General features: G+C 55.6%; 11 protein-coding genes and 2 pseudogenes. All 13 read left to right on the top strand.

All coding sequences use genetic code 11. The annotated features are described in order from the left end of the window. Window positions 1-652: 652 nt before the first annotated feature. The 13 genes and pseudogenes from GR212_RS26455 (at window position 653) to GR212_RS26400 (ending at window position 14957) form a co-directional block, all read left to right on the top strand. A pseudogene (locus GR212_RS26455) lies at window positions 653-950 on the top strand (PRC-barrel domain-containing protein). Between the two features lie 506 nt (window positions 951-1456). After that, on the top strand, window positions 1457-2554 hold the full coding sequence (locus GR212_RS26450; RefSeq protein WP_163991153.1) for a PAS domain S-box protein: 1098 nt from the start codon (window positions 1457-1459) through the stop codon (window positions 2552-2554). Window positions 2555-3418: 864 nt separating this feature from the next. Continuing rightward, entirely contained in the window at window positions 3419-3796 is a 378-nt protein-coding gene (locus GR212_RS26445) for a response regulator (protein ID WP_163991151.1), read from the top strand. 111 nt (window positions 3797-3907) lie between these two features. Further along, window positions 3908-4720: pseudogene (locus GR212_RS37800) on the top strand (methyl-accepting chemotaxis protein); the annotation flags it as partial. 207 nt (window positions 4721-4927) lie between these two features. Continuing rightward, entirely contained in the window at window positions 4928-5854 is a 927-nt protein-coding gene (locus GR212_RS37795; protein ID WP_432444410.1) for a methyl-accepting chemotaxis protein, read from the top strand. A 4-nt stretch (window positions 5855-5858) separates the two neighbouring features. Then, window positions 5859-7277, top strand: a complete 1419-nt coding sequence (locus GR212_RS26435; RefSeq protein WP_163991147.1) for a chemotaxis protein CheW — start codon at window positions 5859-5861, stop codon at window positions 7275-7277. Next, on the top strand, window positions 7274-8365 hold the full coding sequence (gene cheB, locus GR212_RS26430; protein ID WP_163991146.1) for a chemotaxis-specific protein-glutamate methyltransferase CheB: 1092 nt from the start codon (window positions 7274-7276) through the stop codon (window positions 8363-8365). Before GR212_RS26435 ends, cheB begins: the two co-directional genes overlap by 4 nt. Beyond that, window positions 8365-9234, top strand: coding sequence for a CheR family methyltransferase (locus tag GR212_RS26425; protein WP_163991144.1), 870 nt, complete (start codon window positions 8365-8367; stop codon window positions 9232-9234). The genes cheB and GR212_RS26425 overlap by 1 nt, the downstream gene beginning before the upstream one ends. Continuing rightward, window positions 9235-11199, top strand: a complete 1965-nt coding sequence (locus tag GR212_RS26420) for a chemotaxis protein CheA (protein ID WP_163991142.1) — start codon at window positions 9235-9237, stop codon at window positions 11197-11199. Next, complete coding sequence (locus tag GR212_RS26415; protein ID WP_163991140.1) at window positions 11196-11489, top strand: hypothetical protein; 294 nt, start codon at window positions 11196-11198, stop codon at window positions 11487-11489. Before GR212_RS26420 ends, GR212_RS26415 begins: the two co-directional genes overlap by 4 nt. Before the next feature lie 54 nt (window positions 11490-11543). After that, a complete protein-coding gene (locus tag GR212_RS26410) occupies window positions 11544-11927 on the top strand; it encodes a response regulator (protein WP_163991137.1) in 384 nt (127 codons plus the stop codon). After that, complete coding sequence (locus GR212_RS26405; protein WP_163991135.1) at window positions 11924-12562, top strand: chemotaxis protein CheX; 639 nt, start codon at window positions 11924-11926, stop codon at window positions 12560-12562. The genes GR212_RS26410 and GR212_RS26405 overlap by 4 nt, the downstream gene beginning before the upstream one ends. A 28-nt stretch (window positions 12563-12590) precedes the next feature. Continuing rightward, on the top strand, window positions 12591-14957 hold the full coding sequence (locus GR212_RS26400; protein ID WP_163991133.1) for a PAS domain-containing hybrid sensor histidine kinase/response regulator: 2367 nt from the start codon (window positions 12591-12593) through the stop codon (window positions 14955-14957). Window positions 14958-15629 lie beyond the last annotated feature (672 nt).

Genomic DNA, 15629 nt, shown 5'->3' with positions numbered 1-15629 from the left:
CTGGGATATGGCCGTGTCGAAGAGCACAGGGCTTCGGGAAAGGTGGTCGGCATAGTGGCGACATGGTGAATGTCGGATGCTCCGTCAGAAAACCGATCTAACTCGTAGTGATCTTGGAATGTCTCGATCTCAGCCGGCGGAGTCATCGATGACCAAGTAGTCGGATTGTTAGCAAGTACCCAACCCAATCTCACCGGGTGTCTGATTTCGCCCTGACGCAAACCGTGCGAGACGGCTTGCGTTTTCTGTTGCTGTTCATTCAGGTCGACGCTTTGGCGAGCGCCCTTCGCAGAGAGTTATTCCCAGAACGCTGCTCGTCGGGAAAAAAGCCGGCATACGGCCGACTGTATCGCTATAAGCGATGAGGATGGCGGTGGGTCTTGGAGTAAGAGGCTGATCGGAGAGTTAGGAGGTCGTCAACGATGATGTTGGCGGCGGCAAGAAGGCAGGCGCCGCCGGACAAGGCAAACACATTAGCCATCCCGCCGCCCACACAGGAGGGAAAAGCGTGGCGAGGTTGCGGCAACGCGCAAGCACAATGCCGCCTATCACGTGTACCATTAGCAAGTCGCCCGACTTACATCAGCCTCCGCGTGAGATTAGCCTTCTCCCAGTCCGGCATTGAAGGCAAAATCGAAAGGAGGATCTCACTATGGATCCTAGCAATTATATACGATCAAGCGAAGATGAATTTACGCAGGCCAATCTCAAAGGCGCATCGATCTATGGAGCTGGCGACCACAAGGTCAGTACGGTTGATCACGTGCACGGATGCGGCAGCGCCAGCAAAGTCGTGATCGATGTTGTCGGGCTTCCTCGGCATCGAGGCCAAGCCGGTGTCGCTTCCGATGGCCAATCTTCACTTCACGCGTGCCAAAAGCGACGAGATTCACGGCGTGACATCTTGGACCAAGGATCCGTTGAAGGCGATGCCCGAACATCGCGACTAGATCGCAACCTGAAAGCTCGGCGCAGGCGCTGGCTTCCGGCCAAAGCCGCTAATTGGGGCTGTTTCTCCCGGCGGAAAATCGTAGCGATCATCTCGCAGATCAATGCGGGCCTATCGACCGCCTCTATTTCATAGTTGGTTTCTAAATGACGTTGCTCCGCAAATCTTGATTGAAGATTCCTGTGAACATGGTTTCACCACGGACGGCGATAGATATCAGCCAGTCGGTACAGGTTATGCCGCTGTGCAATCGATGTTCACCGCGTTGCGAAGAGCATCGAGGCAATTCGGCGCCGAAAGGGAACCATGACCTTGCCGAAACAACTCTCCTTGTGACGATCGGCTTCCCAACGCCTCCTAAGCGGATATAATATCTGCGCTGCCTTGTTCGGTATATACCGCATATTCGACGGCAGGGCGGCAAGACATGGTTTAGGATAATGATCCTATCCCCGAACTGACATTTGCTTATCCATGGCAAAAAGTTCGACATTTGGGAGCAAGCACATGCGCGGAGAGGAAACATCTGCAGATAATCCCTTCGAAAGACCGACTGTATCGCAGCCTGACCCCACGGATAGCATCCTCGAAGGGCCGTCGAACGAAAGCGAGTCTTCCGCGCAAGCGCTGCTCGCGGCCATTGTCGAGAGCTCCGATGATGCGATCATCAGCAAGTCCATTCATGGCATCATTACGAGTTGGAATAGGAGCGCTGAACGGCTTTTCGGCTACACGCCCAAGGAGGCGATCGGCCAGCATATCTCGCTCATTATTCCGGATGATCGTCTAGTTGAGGAAGACACGATCATCGGCAACATCCGCGAAGGCAGGAAAATCGAGCACTACGAGACAGTCCGGCGTCATAAAAATGGTACCCTTCTGGACATTTCCTTGACCGTGTCGCCCATACGCGACAGTCATGGGGCTATTATCGGCGCTTCAAAATTGGCACGGGATATCTCGGAGCGTAAACGGGACGCCGAGCGTCAGGTTTTGCTGCTGCGAGAGATGAACCATCGAATAAAGAACATCTTCGCCGTTGTGAATGCAGTTATCGGTTTGAGCGAGCGGAACGCAACTTCAACCAAGGATCTTGCCACTGACCTGCGCGCTCGCACGAACGCGCTGGCGATTGCCCATGAGTTGACCCTCCCCACCGTCGGTGCTTCTGCCGTTCGGTCCGAAGACACGACCATCTTTGCGCTTGTTCGGGCGCTTTTTGCCGCCCATCGGGCCAACGGCGTCGAGCGCGTGTCGATACGCGGTAATAACTTCCTACTGCAAGGGCATTCGTTGACCTCGCTGGCGCTGCTTCTTCACGAATTTTCAACGAACGCTGTCAAGTATGGCGCCCTATCCTCTATTCACGGGCGAGTTGAGATCGAAGTGCACAACCATGAAATGCTTCTGCTGACTTGGACGGAGATCGGGGGACCTTCCGTCACGCCGAATAAGACAAGCGGATTCGGTTCGCAGCTCGAAAGGGCGACGATCAATTCGCTTGGAGGATCCGTAGAGCGAGAGTGGAACCCCGCAGGATTGATAATCAAACTAACCATTCCTTCGAATGCGCTGGGCGGAGCACCAACGTCGCCGACGTCATAGGAACGGCGACAGGGTTCAACGAAGCGAGATTATGCGGTGGCGGTCGCTGTCCATAGACGGATAAGAAATCTCTAAGCTCCGACGCCAACCGGACCACCGAGATCTTGTCGCTTCCTCGGCCCCTTTCGATCTTCGGCGCAGCGTCGTTCTTCCGGTTCATTTCGGCGCCCCTACGCTTCAATGGCGGGACAGTGTCTTTGAAGGTCCTCGTATGAACGGAAGGGAACGTGCCAAACCGTCAAGTCGCCGCCCCATCGCGAGAGGGGTTGTCGTGCAGCTTGTCAATTATGGTCTTTGAATAACGGGGCTTGCTCCGAAAGTCGGCTTTGTCGACTTCCAGGTAGCCGCTCTCAATAGGGTTGACCTGGACGGCGTCCCTGCCCTCGACGGCCGGATATATGTCGGCATGGGATTCGAGTTTCGCCATCCATCGAGCGAGCGACGTGGCGCCATTCGGCCGGGCACAAACCAATCTTACCGAAAATCGCTCCATCGAACACGAGGGAAGCAATGACGGAACTGCTCTATGGTCAACCCGCCAGAAGGGAAGGCTGGATCCACGCCTCGTATGAGACCTTCGTCTGCTTTCGGTTCCCCGGCATGTTCATCTTCGGTCACGAGAGAAAAACGGTTTAAGGATCGAGCGAGCGAGCAATTTCTGTGCCGAAGCCCTTCACAACGACCGAAGCCGCGGCATAAGGAAATTCATGACGATAACCAGAGTTCCACCGCCAAGGTGCATTCTCTGCGTCTCCCAAGTTCGTACAAATCGGATACAATGCGTTCCTGCGCGAACGATTTGGAACCATTTGCCATCTTAGGCGTTTCGTGAGTTGGCTTTACTCAAACCTGGTATCTCCTGATATGAACATGAATACAGAATGCGTACTGGTTGTAGAAGATGAGGGCCTGATACGCATGAACTTGGTTGCGGAACTTGAGGACGCGGGGCTCAAAGTTCTAGAAGCCCGTACTGCAGACGAAGCGCTCATAGTATTGGATGAGAATTCGGACGTAGGCACTATTTTTACTGATATCGATATGCCGGGTTCGATGAATGGATTGGATTTGGCGAAAAAAGTCCGGCAATCACATCCGCAGATGTCTATCATCGTCACATCTGGCTTTTTGAAAATGTCGAAGGACGAATTGCCCCCCGAGGTTCGATACATCGGAAAACTTTATGACATTGCTGATGTCGTTCGGCAAATTCGCGAACTTGCATCACTCAAGATCGCATAGATTGCTTTGGCTCGTCTAATAGTTCATAAAAATCAAATGGCTTAGCTGACGATACTGTAAATCGCGGCTCCCGAACTGCAATCCAAGTTTAAGGTGATTAACGGGCATCCCATGGCACTTGTGAAAACCACGCAACTAGGCGCGAAGACAGCGGCTGCAAACCTCGGCCAGGACGGCTCTGCAACACCAATCCGAGACACTGCCTCAACGTCATCGCGCAAATCACAGGATCGCTCGCGCCTGCGCCAGCAGAAGGCGGCGGAGCGCATAGGCGCTGCCACGGAAGAGCTTGCCTCGGGTGTGGGCGAAGCTGCGGCCGCAGCGGAAGAATTGCGCCGTGCCTTGGAGCAGATCGCAAGCGGGGCGGAAGAGGCCGCCGGCGCCGCCCAAGAGTCTCTGGCGGCGACCACTCATCTTTGGTCCAGATTTTCCGAGGCGAGGGTCGAAGCGGAGGTTGCGCGTAAACGCACCGAGGCGCTTCAAAGTTCGGTGTTGGAATCCGCCGCACAGATCGATTCATCGATTGCAACCATCGAAGCCAACGCCGTACGGCAGATCGGCTCCGTTGCGGTCATCGACAAGCTTCAGTCTCAGGCTGAAAGTATTGGCACCACCACTGTCGCCGTCGCGGACATCTCGGATCGCACCAATCTGCTGGCTCTTAATGCAGCGATCGAGGCTGCTCGGGCGGGCGATGAAGGCCGAGGCTTTGCGGTTGTCGCCGACGAGGTTCGTGCCTTGGCAGAAATTGCCGAGCGGAGTTCACGCGACGTTAGTCAACGCGCCGAGTTGATCGTCGAAGGGGTTCGCTCTATTGCGGCCCGCATAAAATCGGCCGCTGCCAGTGCACAAAAACAGACTGTTTCGGGGCGATCGGTGTCCGAGGAGTTGCACACCATACGCTCGGGCTTGACTGCACTGTCGCAGAACAGTCAGGTGATCCTGATTGCTGCTGTTGAGGCTGAAGCGGCAACGCGTGAGGCACAAAAGGGTGCTGAAATTGTTGGTGCCGCAGCCGAAGAACAGTCCGCTGCCGCAACACAAGCACAACGCTCCGTCCAACAACAGAGCGCCGCGCTTGAAGAAAGCCAGCAGACCGCGCAAGGTTTGGCAGTGCTCGCTGACGATCTGATGAACGAAAGTGGCAGGAGTTCGCGGGCGTCGCGCACCGAAGAGCTGGGCTCGGCCGCAGAAGAGCTATCCGCAACCGTTCAGGAGCTATCCGGCACTGCGGGCGAAATTCTCGTCGCCATCGAGCAGATTAGCAAAGGAGCGGAGGCGCAGGCCTCTGCTACGCAAGAAGCCAACGCGGCGATGATCCAGATTGAAAAGAGCGCGGCGCAGACTCGGGAAAGCGCGGAACTGGCGAGCAAGCAGGCTGGAGAGATTAAAGCGCTTCTGGCAAAGAACAAGGCGGGGCTTACAGCGATAGCATCGGGCGTTTCAGCCGCACTCAGCGAAACGAAAAGCGCATTGTCTGACCTGAATTCGCTTAGCGAAATCGCGTTCCAGATCGAGCGCACGGTCGATCGGATCGTTCTTGTAGCCGTACAGACAAGCATGCTTGCGGTGAGCGGCTCGGTCGAGGCCGCGAGAGCCGGGGAAACGGGTCGTGGTTTCGCAATCGTTTCGACGGATATCCGCAAACTCGCTCAGGATGCCTCCGAAAACATTGAGGGCGTCAAGGATATTGTTCGGCAAATTCAGATTCAGAGTGCGGCGGTGCAGCGGGAGCTCGAGATTATCGTCCTGGCGTCAGAGGCCGAAATCGGTAAGAGCAGGCTGATTATCGATCGGCTGGAGGTAGCAGAAGCCGATGTGGAAATGATGGTGCGCAGCAACACGTCGATACTGGAGGCCACCCAAGCAATTCTTGTGGCAACTAAAGAGGTGCAGGCCGGCACGCAACAAATTGCTGCAGCGGCCCAAGAGGCAAGCTCCGCTTCAGAGCAAGCCGCAACTGCGGCGCGCCAGCAGTCGCGCGGGGCGGAAGATCTGGCGGCGGCCGTCGAGGAAATCGCATCGTTGGCAGACGAACTCCAAATGGCTGAAAGTTGAGGCCATGGCTATATCGACCTCCAAGGTGGATGCCGATCGGCGGCTCGTGTTTCAGGTCGGCGTGCGCAGCTACGAAATCGACGCAAGGCAGGTGCTCGAGGTCGTTAGGATACCGCCGATCACCCGGGTGCCGCATGGTCCGCAGGCGTTGGCAGGCATCGCCAATCTTCGCGGCAAACCGGTTCCAATCCTATCGATGGACAGGGTCCTCAACGATGTTTGCGATGCGACATCCCATGCGGGCAAGATCATCGTCTATGATCATGGTGGCCCGGTGGGCCTGCTGGTCAACGAGGTTCTGCAACTGTCCGCCGATACTCAGGCTTCCCCGCTGAAGGAGTTAAACAGCCTCCTGGACACTGCATTCAAGGTCGCGCGGCGAGCGCCGGTTGAACGGACCAAGTCCGCCGCCCACGACGTCGCGGTCGTGACAGTTAAGCAAACTGCCTTGTTATCGTTTCGCGTAGCAGGCCAATTATATGGCCTTCCGCTAGATCATATTCGAGAGATTGTCCCTCTCACCCGTGACATCTCGCTAATCACAGATGCTGCGGCGGCGGTGATCGGGTTTATCCCGCTACGCGACAGTGTTCTGCCGCTACTCTCGCTGGCCTCCCTCCTTGGCATCGATGACAAAAAAGCAATCGGCGAAAGCTCCCCGATCATCGTCGTTGAACAGGACCGTGAGATGATCGGCCTTGTTGTGGATGAGATGGATGTCATTTGCCGTCTGCGCGACGATGCGATCGACCGGGTACCGAACCTTCTTCAACGGGGGCGCGGCGATGCTCAGATCGAAGCCATCGGTCGAATTGGGGAAGATGTGCGGCTGATCTCCATCCTGTCGTCGGAAAAGCTGTTCGGCCATCACGCCGTCACACAGGCAATTGACCAGAATTCAGAAGCTAAGCCCATGGAAACGACAGGTGAGCAGGAGAACGCGTTCGAGCGGTTCTTGATCTTTCAACTCGGCGATGAGAGCTACGGATTGCCGATCAGGTCGGTCGATGAGGTCGCAGGGGTGCCAAAAGATGTAACCCGTATGCCCGGCGCGCCAGATTTCGTGATGGGTGTCATCAACCTGCGCGGCAGGGCCGTTCCCTTGATTGATCAGCGTACCCGCTTCGATACGCCGAGCTCAACGCGGGCCGCCAAGGCTCGCGCCATTATCGTAAACCTTGGAGGTCTGCAGGCCGGTTTTGTGGTGGACAGCGTCACGGAGGTAAAGGCTATCTCCTCGGCTGCCTTGTCGGCGGCACCCGAATTTTCGTCCAAACGCACTGATATTTTCGACCGTATTGCCCAAATCGATTCAGATGGCCGGATGATCTTGCTGATTGACCCGAAGGAACTTCTGACACGAGCGGAGCGAGATATCGTTGAAGCAATCAGGGACGAAAAGACCAAGGCGGCCGGTTCGTGATCCGGCTTCTCATCGTTGAAGATTCGGCATTGATGCGCAAGCTGCTTGGACAGGTCTTCAGCGGCGAAGGAGACTTTGAGATCGAATTTGCGCGCGACGGTGCCGAGGCATTGAGGGTAATTTCGAAGTTTCGGCCCGACGTCGTGACCCTGGATATCCATATGCCGTTGATGGATGGACTCACTTGTCTCGACCGGATCATGCTGGAACACCCCTGCCCCGTTGTTATGGTATCGTCGTTGACGGAAGAAGGAGCTGAGGAGACATTGGCGGCACTGGAGATTGGCGCCGTCGATTTCATCCCAAAGCCCGCAGGTGCCATTTCGCTTGGGATCCATGAGCTGATTCCACCACTTTTAGAAAAAGTCCGCATGGCTGCATCGGTTCGGATCCGTCGTAGCCGCCGATTGGTCGAGCGTGTTCGTTTCGCGCAATTGGCCCCATCAGCCTTCGAGTCCGCAGAGCGCTACCGCCCAGCTTCTGTATCGAACACGAAATCGAAATCAGACGCCGAGAAGTTTGGTCTCGTATTGATCGGAGCATCCACCGGCGGCCCGCCGGCACTCGACAGCGTTCTGGCCTCCCTCCCGGCTGGATTCGGCTGGCCGATCATCGTTGCCCAACATATGCCGGCATCGTTTACCGGGCCTCTTGCCCGGCGTCTCAACAAGCTATGTTCAATGACCGTTACCGAGGTGACGCAACCAATCAAAATCGAACCCGGCAATGTCTACATTGCCAAAGGGGATGCCGATATCATCATCTCCTCGCGGGCGGGCCTGCTGGTCGCGATGGCGGCTCCGAGCGATCAGAGCTATCGGTGGCACCCGAGCGTCGACCGATTGGTGCGATCGGCCCTGAAACATGTGCCTGCCGCCAATCTTGTCGGGGTACTCATGACCGGCATGGGAAATGATGGAGCCGACGCTATGACCGACCTCAGGGCGGCCGGCGGGTACACGATCGCAGAGTCCGAGGAAACCGCAGTCGTTTGGGGCATGCCAGGAGAATTGGTGCGCCTGGGCGGCGCGAGTGAGATCAAGCGCGTCGATGAAATCGGCCCTTTGTTGCTGGAACGGCGTGGCTGATGGCGATCCCACTGACCAGCGCGGGCAATAGCCTCATGACAGAACCGCTGTCGGCGGCCGATCTTGAGGAAATCTGTGCTATCATCTATAAGTGCAGTGGTATGGTTTTTGGCGAAACGAAGCGCTACTATATCGAGCGCCGCGTCGCTGACCTAATAAGCCAACGGAAATCCCAATCCGCAAAAGACTACATTAGCCTGATACGCCGGGACTGGCGCGAGGCTGAATTGCTGATCAACAGCTTCACCGTCAATGAAACCTATTTCTATCGCGAACAACATCAGCTTGCCTGTTTGAGTAATTCCATGCTTCCGGATCTTATACGGTCTAAAGGCCCAGGTGATCGTATTCGGATCTTCTCGATACCATGCTCAAGCGGAGAGGAGCCCTATTCGATCGCCATTTGGCTACTTGAAAACTGGCCGCTTGTGGATGCCTACAATATCGAAATAGTCGGATCGGACATCGACACTGCCATTCTGCAGCAAGCGATCGATGGATTTTATGGTCAGCGGGCGCTTTCGAAACTATCCTCGTCGCTTGTCGACCAGTATTTCGAGCCAGAAAGCAATCGGCAGCGCCGGCTCATAGGTGATCTTCGGGAATCCGTCACATTTGCAAAGAGCAATATCGTTGATCGACAAAGCTTGGCAGCACTGGGGCGTTTTGATGTGATATTCTGCCGCAACCTGATGATCTATTTTGATGAAGCGGCACGGGAAATCGCCGCGGCCAATATCCATAGCCTTCTCTGTCCAGGCGGCTATGTGTGTCTCGGTCACACAGAGTCCATGTCACGCATTTCGGAAAACTTCGAGCCTATTCGTTTCCCCGAGGCCATCGTCTATCGCGACGTCGGAGAAAGATAAATGGATGAGTTGATCGCACAATTCACCATCGAGGCGCGCGAGCTATTGCAACAGGCGTCGGACGATCTTCTGTCGTTGGAAGCCAATCCGCAAAAGCGCGAAAGCCTGGAAAGTGCATTTCGCGCGATCCACACGCTCAAGGGCTCGGTCGGCTTGTTCGACTTCGGCCCGATGCAGAGCATATTGCATCGGGCTGAAGACCTTTTATCCCAGGCTCGCGCAGGCAAGATTGTCGTAGACGCGGCGCTCGTCGGTCCACTTCTTGCTGTCACGGAGTGGATTGACGATAGCATCGGCGGAATTGAGCAGACGGAGCGCCTGTCTGATGCCCAGGAAAAGCAGGCTCCACGCCTTCTCGGGCTTTTGAACGGGACGATGACCGAGGGTGACGCGGAAGACGCTGCGACGTCCACCTCCATAACGGTCCCCGGCTGGGTTCAGTCACTGAAGGAAAAGTTTGGTCCATCCGATTCTGAAGAGGCGCTCGTTGCGATCAAATACCAGCCACACCCGGAATGCTTCTTCAGCGGAGACGACCCATTGGCAGCTATCTCACACCTGCCAGATCTTCGATATCTGGCCTTTTCGCTGAAGGATCCGCGCCAGTCTATCCACGATTACGACCCATTTCGCTGTAATCTGTTGATAGAGGCGGTTTCGGGCGTCTCCCTTGCGGAGGCGGAGCGCACATTCAGGCTCATCCCCGATCAGGTTAGGCTTTTTGCCTTGCCGAGAGAGGCTCATGGCCTAGCGCCCACCCCCCCAAAAGCGACGTCTACGGAATTGGCTGACCGGCAATTGGCAACGATACGCGTGGATTCGGCACGAATTGACAAGCTGGTTGAAATTGCCGGCGAGCTGATCACTGCAAAGAACGGCCTTCTTCCTTTGGCCATAGAGGCGAGCACCCAAGGCACAGAAGCGCTCGCGAGGCGCATTCTTGCAAGCCAGCATGAGATCGAGCGACTGGTCGCATCCCTTTATAGCGCTGTTACTCAGACACGGATGATTCCGCTCGAGCATACCTTTCGACGCTTTCCGCGACTCGTGCGGGAAACATCAGTAAGGCTTGGAAAAGTGCTCGATCTGGTCATCGAAGGTGAAACCGTCGAAGCCGACCGTGAAATCGTCGAGAACCTATTCGAACCGCTGTTGCATCTCATTCGAAATGGCCTTGATCACGGCATCGAGCCTCAAACCGAACGGCTACAACTATCAAAGCCTGCCCGGGGACGCATATTGCTGAGGGCGCAGCGCCGCAGCGATCAGATCGAGATTGAGGTTTCCGATGACGGCCGAGGCATGGACCCGCAACGCGTGCGAGCAAGAGCGCTAGAGCTCGGCCTCATCGCGGAAGCGAAGGCCTTGGCGCTGTCCGATAAGGACATATTGCAGTTTGTATTCGCCCCCGGCGTTTCCACAGCATCCTCCATCTCCGACCTATCTGGACGCGGGATTGGTCTCGACGTCGTTCAGAGTTCCGTCAAAAGGCTGGGCGGCACGCTTGAATTGCAAAGTGCCGTCGGATCGGGCACCTCGTTCATCCTGAAATTACCGATAAATTTTTCCATGGCGCAGCTCATGGTCGTCGAGATTGGCAGCGAGCGATATGGTATCCCGATTGCAAATGTCCTTGAAACGCACAAGCTGCCGGCCAGCGCCATTCAACTCGTTAGAGCCGGCAAGGCATTTGTTTTGCGCAACAGAACGATCCCTTTGCTTTATCTTGGCGACTTGCTGCAGATGCCGCCTCAATCGTCACATTCTGACGATCTCAAGGTGCTCATCTTACAAGCAGGCAACGATGAGATTGGCGTAGCCGTAGATGCGATCGCCGAACGAGCCGAAACCTTGACGCGGCCACTGAGCGGCCTGCTGCAAGGCATAAAGGGGATTGCGGGAACGACCCTTCTGGGCGATGGCAAAGTTCTCCTCGTGCTGGACATGGAAGAGCTGGTACAATGACGGTGAGACTTGTTGACAATATTCTCATGCTGACAGGCACGTGTGGTGTCGAAGAGGTAGAAACCCTTGTTTCCTATCTGCAAAGCCGCGCCGATCTCCTGGTGGATCTCAGCGGTGCAACCGCAATACATACGGCCCTGTGGCAGGCTTTGATGGTTTTTCGACCGAAAATGGTTGCCGAAACCCATCCATCCTTGATGACTCAGAGGCTTATGTCGGGACTGGTCACCTATCTCAACCAGTCTGACGAATTTGGAGCTGGAACTTGCGAAGGTTTTTCATGCCGGTAATGTAGTTCAAGGCCTTGCAAAGGTCTAAGACACGACGACTATGCGGAGTTTAGAATGACAGTCACGGTGTTAGTGGTGGACGATAGCAAATTGGCTCGGATCGTGGTGGGTAAGGCGATTGCGGCTTTGCAACCCGATTGGGAGCGCGTCGAAACGGGCAATGCGGAAGATGCATTGGATGTCGTCGGATCGCAGCAGATCGATGTGGCCATCCTCGACTTCAACATGCCGGATAAGGATGGGCTTGAACTGGCAACGGAGTTGCGTGCTGCTCACCCCAACATGCCGATTGCGCTGATTACGGCCAATGTGCAGGACGAGATCATCGCCCGCGTCCGTTCGCTAAATGCCACATTCGTGGCAAAGCCCGTTACTCAGGACGGCTTGAATGGCTTCATCGCTGGAGCTGCGCTTCGCCTTAAGAAGGCGAGCGTATGAGCGAGAGCGCTATAGCCCTTGACGAGCTCGAACGCGACGCGCTCACCGAGCTCGTGAATATCGGCGTAAGCCGAGCGGCGGTGAGCTTGCGCAAGATGGTGAGCAAACAAGTGACGCTTTCGGTCCCGTCAGTTGAAGTCGTAACGCGCAGGACCGCGGCATCATTGATCGGTCAGCGCGAAAGCGAGACCCTGATCGCCGTTCAGCAGCAATTTGAAGGTCCATTTTCTGGCCGCGCCCTGCTGATTTTTCCTGAGAGCAATGGATTGTCACTCGTTCGAGCCATCGTTGGTGATGAGATGGCTGAAATCGAAGTGGCGGAAATGGAGGATGAGGCCCTGGCCGAGACTGGCAACGTCATCTTGAATGGCTGCCTGGGTTCGATGGCCAATATGCTTCAGCATACGCTGAAAATGTCCCTACCGGCTGTCCGTCGGGGCGATAGCAATCTTCTTTTCGAAGCCTTTGGTGGCACGAGTGGGGAGAGCTTTGTCCTGTTTCTCTACATAAATTTTTCTGTCCGAGAGCATGATATTCGCGGCTATATCGCGATGATCATGGATCTTCCCTCTTTGGAGAAGCTCAAACAGTTAATCGCTGCCTTCATCGACCGTGTCATGACGGACACAGAATAACGAAGGCGAGAAAATATTGGCGCACACCATGACTGACGATGCCGACGATCTTGCAGCAAAGCTATCCAACGTGCGCTCCGAACTTGAAACTGCTCAGCGTCGGTTGGAGCTCACATTGGAGGCGGCGGGCGCGACGTGCGGCTGGGAATGGGATATCGTCAACAGGCGGCTGTTCGCGGATGCTCGATTTGCGGCAATCACCCATCAAGATCCTATCCAGCTGGCTGCGGGAGTGGCAACCAGCCGATTCTTCACTTCAATCCATCCTGATGACGTTAAGCGGATAAAGGTGGCGGTCGCCGGCATCCTGTCTGGTTCCGAAGTGTTCTCGAAGGAATATAGGTTGCTGCGCGGCGACGGCGGCTATCGCTGGGTGCACGCCAGCGGCCGCGCCGTCCTGAGCGAAGCCGATGAGCCTATAAAGTTCGTCGGTATGTTGGTTGATATTACCGAACAGAAGCGTGCCAACGAGCAGCTTAGGATTGCTCAATCTGCCGGTGGAATCGGCACATTCGAATATATTGTGGGTTTCGGCACGATCAGCGTTTCCGAGAAATTCTGCCGTTTGTTCGGCCTGCATCCAACGCGTATCCTAACCGTGCGTACCCTGAATGATCTTATCCATTCTGACGATGAGCGGATTATCGACCTCAGCGACCCTGATGGCCTTCAAAATGAGCGCAATATCGAGTTTCGTGTCAAGCGCGCTGATGACGGGCAGGAACGCTGGCTTGCTCGGCGAGGGGAATATGTCGATGATACAGAATCGAACGGCCGGCGTTATGTCGGCGTAATCTTTGATATCACGGAGGCGAAGCAGGCCCAGGAAAGCCTGGAGCAAGCCAATGCCGCGCTATCCGAAATCGCCCTTGAAAGCGTGCGGGACCGCAATCGCGTCTGGAAAAATTCGCGAGACCTCCTGGTCGTGATCGGTACCGATGGAATTTTTCGCGATGTAAGTCCGGCTTGGCTCGAGATCCTCGGTCACACTCGAGAACAGGTCATTCGCCATCACGTCACAGACTTCGTTTGGGCAGAAGATCGTCAGCGTATCGGACCGCTGCTGAGAGCAGCGGTTGAAAATACGCATACCGATCTTGAGATCCGTATGACGCACAAAGACGGCTCGTTGAGGATCGTGTCGTGGATGACTTCCCGCGAAGAAGAGCGTGTCTATGCCTACGGCAGGGATGTCACGACCGAGAAGCAACAGCAGGCGGTTCTCGAAGAGACTGAAGCGCAGCTGCGACAGGCCCAAAAGATGGAAGCCGTTGGGCAATTGACAGGTGGAATCGCCCACGATTTCAATAATATGCTTACCGGAGTAATCGGCGCCCTTTCCATCATTAAGCGACGGATTTCAGCAAAGCGGCTGGATGACCTCGACAAGTTCATCGATGCTGCGAGTTCGTCCGCAACACGAGCAGCAGCCCTGACGCATCGCCTCTTGGCCTTTTCACGCCGTCAGTCTCTCGATCGCCAGCCAGTTGATGTTACGCAACTCATCGGCTCCATGGAGGATCTGTTTCGGCGCACCCTTGGCGAGCGGGTAGAGCTGCTGATCAACATGACACCTGGCACATCGAAAGCGGTGACTGATGCCAATCAGCTCGAAAGTGCCATCCTCAATCTGGTGATCAACGCCCGTGACGCCATGCCCAAGGGGGGGAAGCTGACCATCGAGGCGACCAACGTCGTTTTTGCGGATGCCGATCTGGTTCGCGGCGAAACCCTGAAGCCCGGAAGCTACGTCGTCCTGGCCGTCAGCGATACCGGCATCGGTATGTCACAGGCGACCATCGCCAAGGCATTCGATCCATTTTTCACCACAAAACCCATCGGTCAGGGGACCGGTCTTGGACTATCGATGATCTACGGCTTCGCGCAACAGTCCGGAGGCCACGTCCGAATCTACAGCCAGGTGGGCCTCGGGACGACGATCAAGCTATACCTGCCTAGCAGTGTTCAAGACAGATCGGAAGAAGGTGATGCGGACGATCCGGACATTGATCCTCCTCGTGGCGAAGGCGAGACCGTTCTTGTTGTCGAAGATGACGATTCGGTGCGAATGCTCGTTGTCGATGTGTTGAACGAATTAGGATACCGCGTTATCGAAGCCATTGATGGAAGCGAAGCGCTTCCAGTCATCGAAGGTAAGGGCCGTGTTGATCTGCTGATCTCGGATGTCGGACTGCCCGGGCTCAACGGCCGGCAAATTGCCGAAATTGCTATGTCTTTCCGTCCCTCTCTTAAGGTCTTATTCATTACCGGATACGCCGCCACTGCGGCATCGCGCTCCGATTTCCTGGCCCCGGGAATGGAAATGATCACCAAACCATTCGCAATAGATGATCTCGCTCAGAAAGTCAGGGAAATCCTCACCGCAGCCAAGTGAATTTTTTGTTCCGTGAACAGGAAAACGCGGGGGATCAGAATCTACTGATAGTGGGGTGCTTTTTGGAAAGGCACTGCTCGCGTCTGATGACGAAGTTACGTGCACCGACTCCGGTCGGTCTGCCCGAAAGAGTTTCCGTCTGGAAGAAGGTTGATACCGAGTGGCATTCGACCTGATGTGACGGCATATCGGTAAGCCCCTGTCCCGCCCGGAATGATAGCGCCATAATCCACCCCGCTTTGGCCCGACGACAGCGAGGTTGTCGTGATTGAAAATCGGAGCAACCACGGCATGCGCCGGAGTGATTGCTCCTGGCAGGATTGCGAAAGTACAGGTGAAAAATAACGTCAAAACATTCCAAAGAGCCGAGACAGCACGGCGCCTCGGGACAAACCTAATCCAATTCATTACACGTTAACGACTTCCACACCGGCCTCCCCAATGGCGCCCCGGCATTGCATTCATAGGTGGGCAATACAACGCCGATAGAGCCTTCGCAACTTTTTGTTTAAGAAAGCGGTACCGATGTTTAACGGCTTTCGCGAAGGTGCGTATTCCGATGAAGCCGGCCACTGGTTCCGAAATCAAGCCGGCCAGTCATTCCGATTTCATTCCGGCCGCCGTTCCGATTTGAAGGCGGCCACTTTTCGGACTGATCCTGGGTCAGGTGAA

Origin of the sequence: Martinezella lusitana (assembly GCF_010668395.1) — a bacterium.
Classification (GTDB): Bacteria; Pseudomonadota; Alphaproteobacteria; order Rhizobiales; family Rhizobiaceae; genus Rhizobium; species Rhizobium lusitanum_A.
Note: the sequence above shows the minus strand (reverse complement) of the source record. Positions and strands in the feature narration are given on the sequence as shown.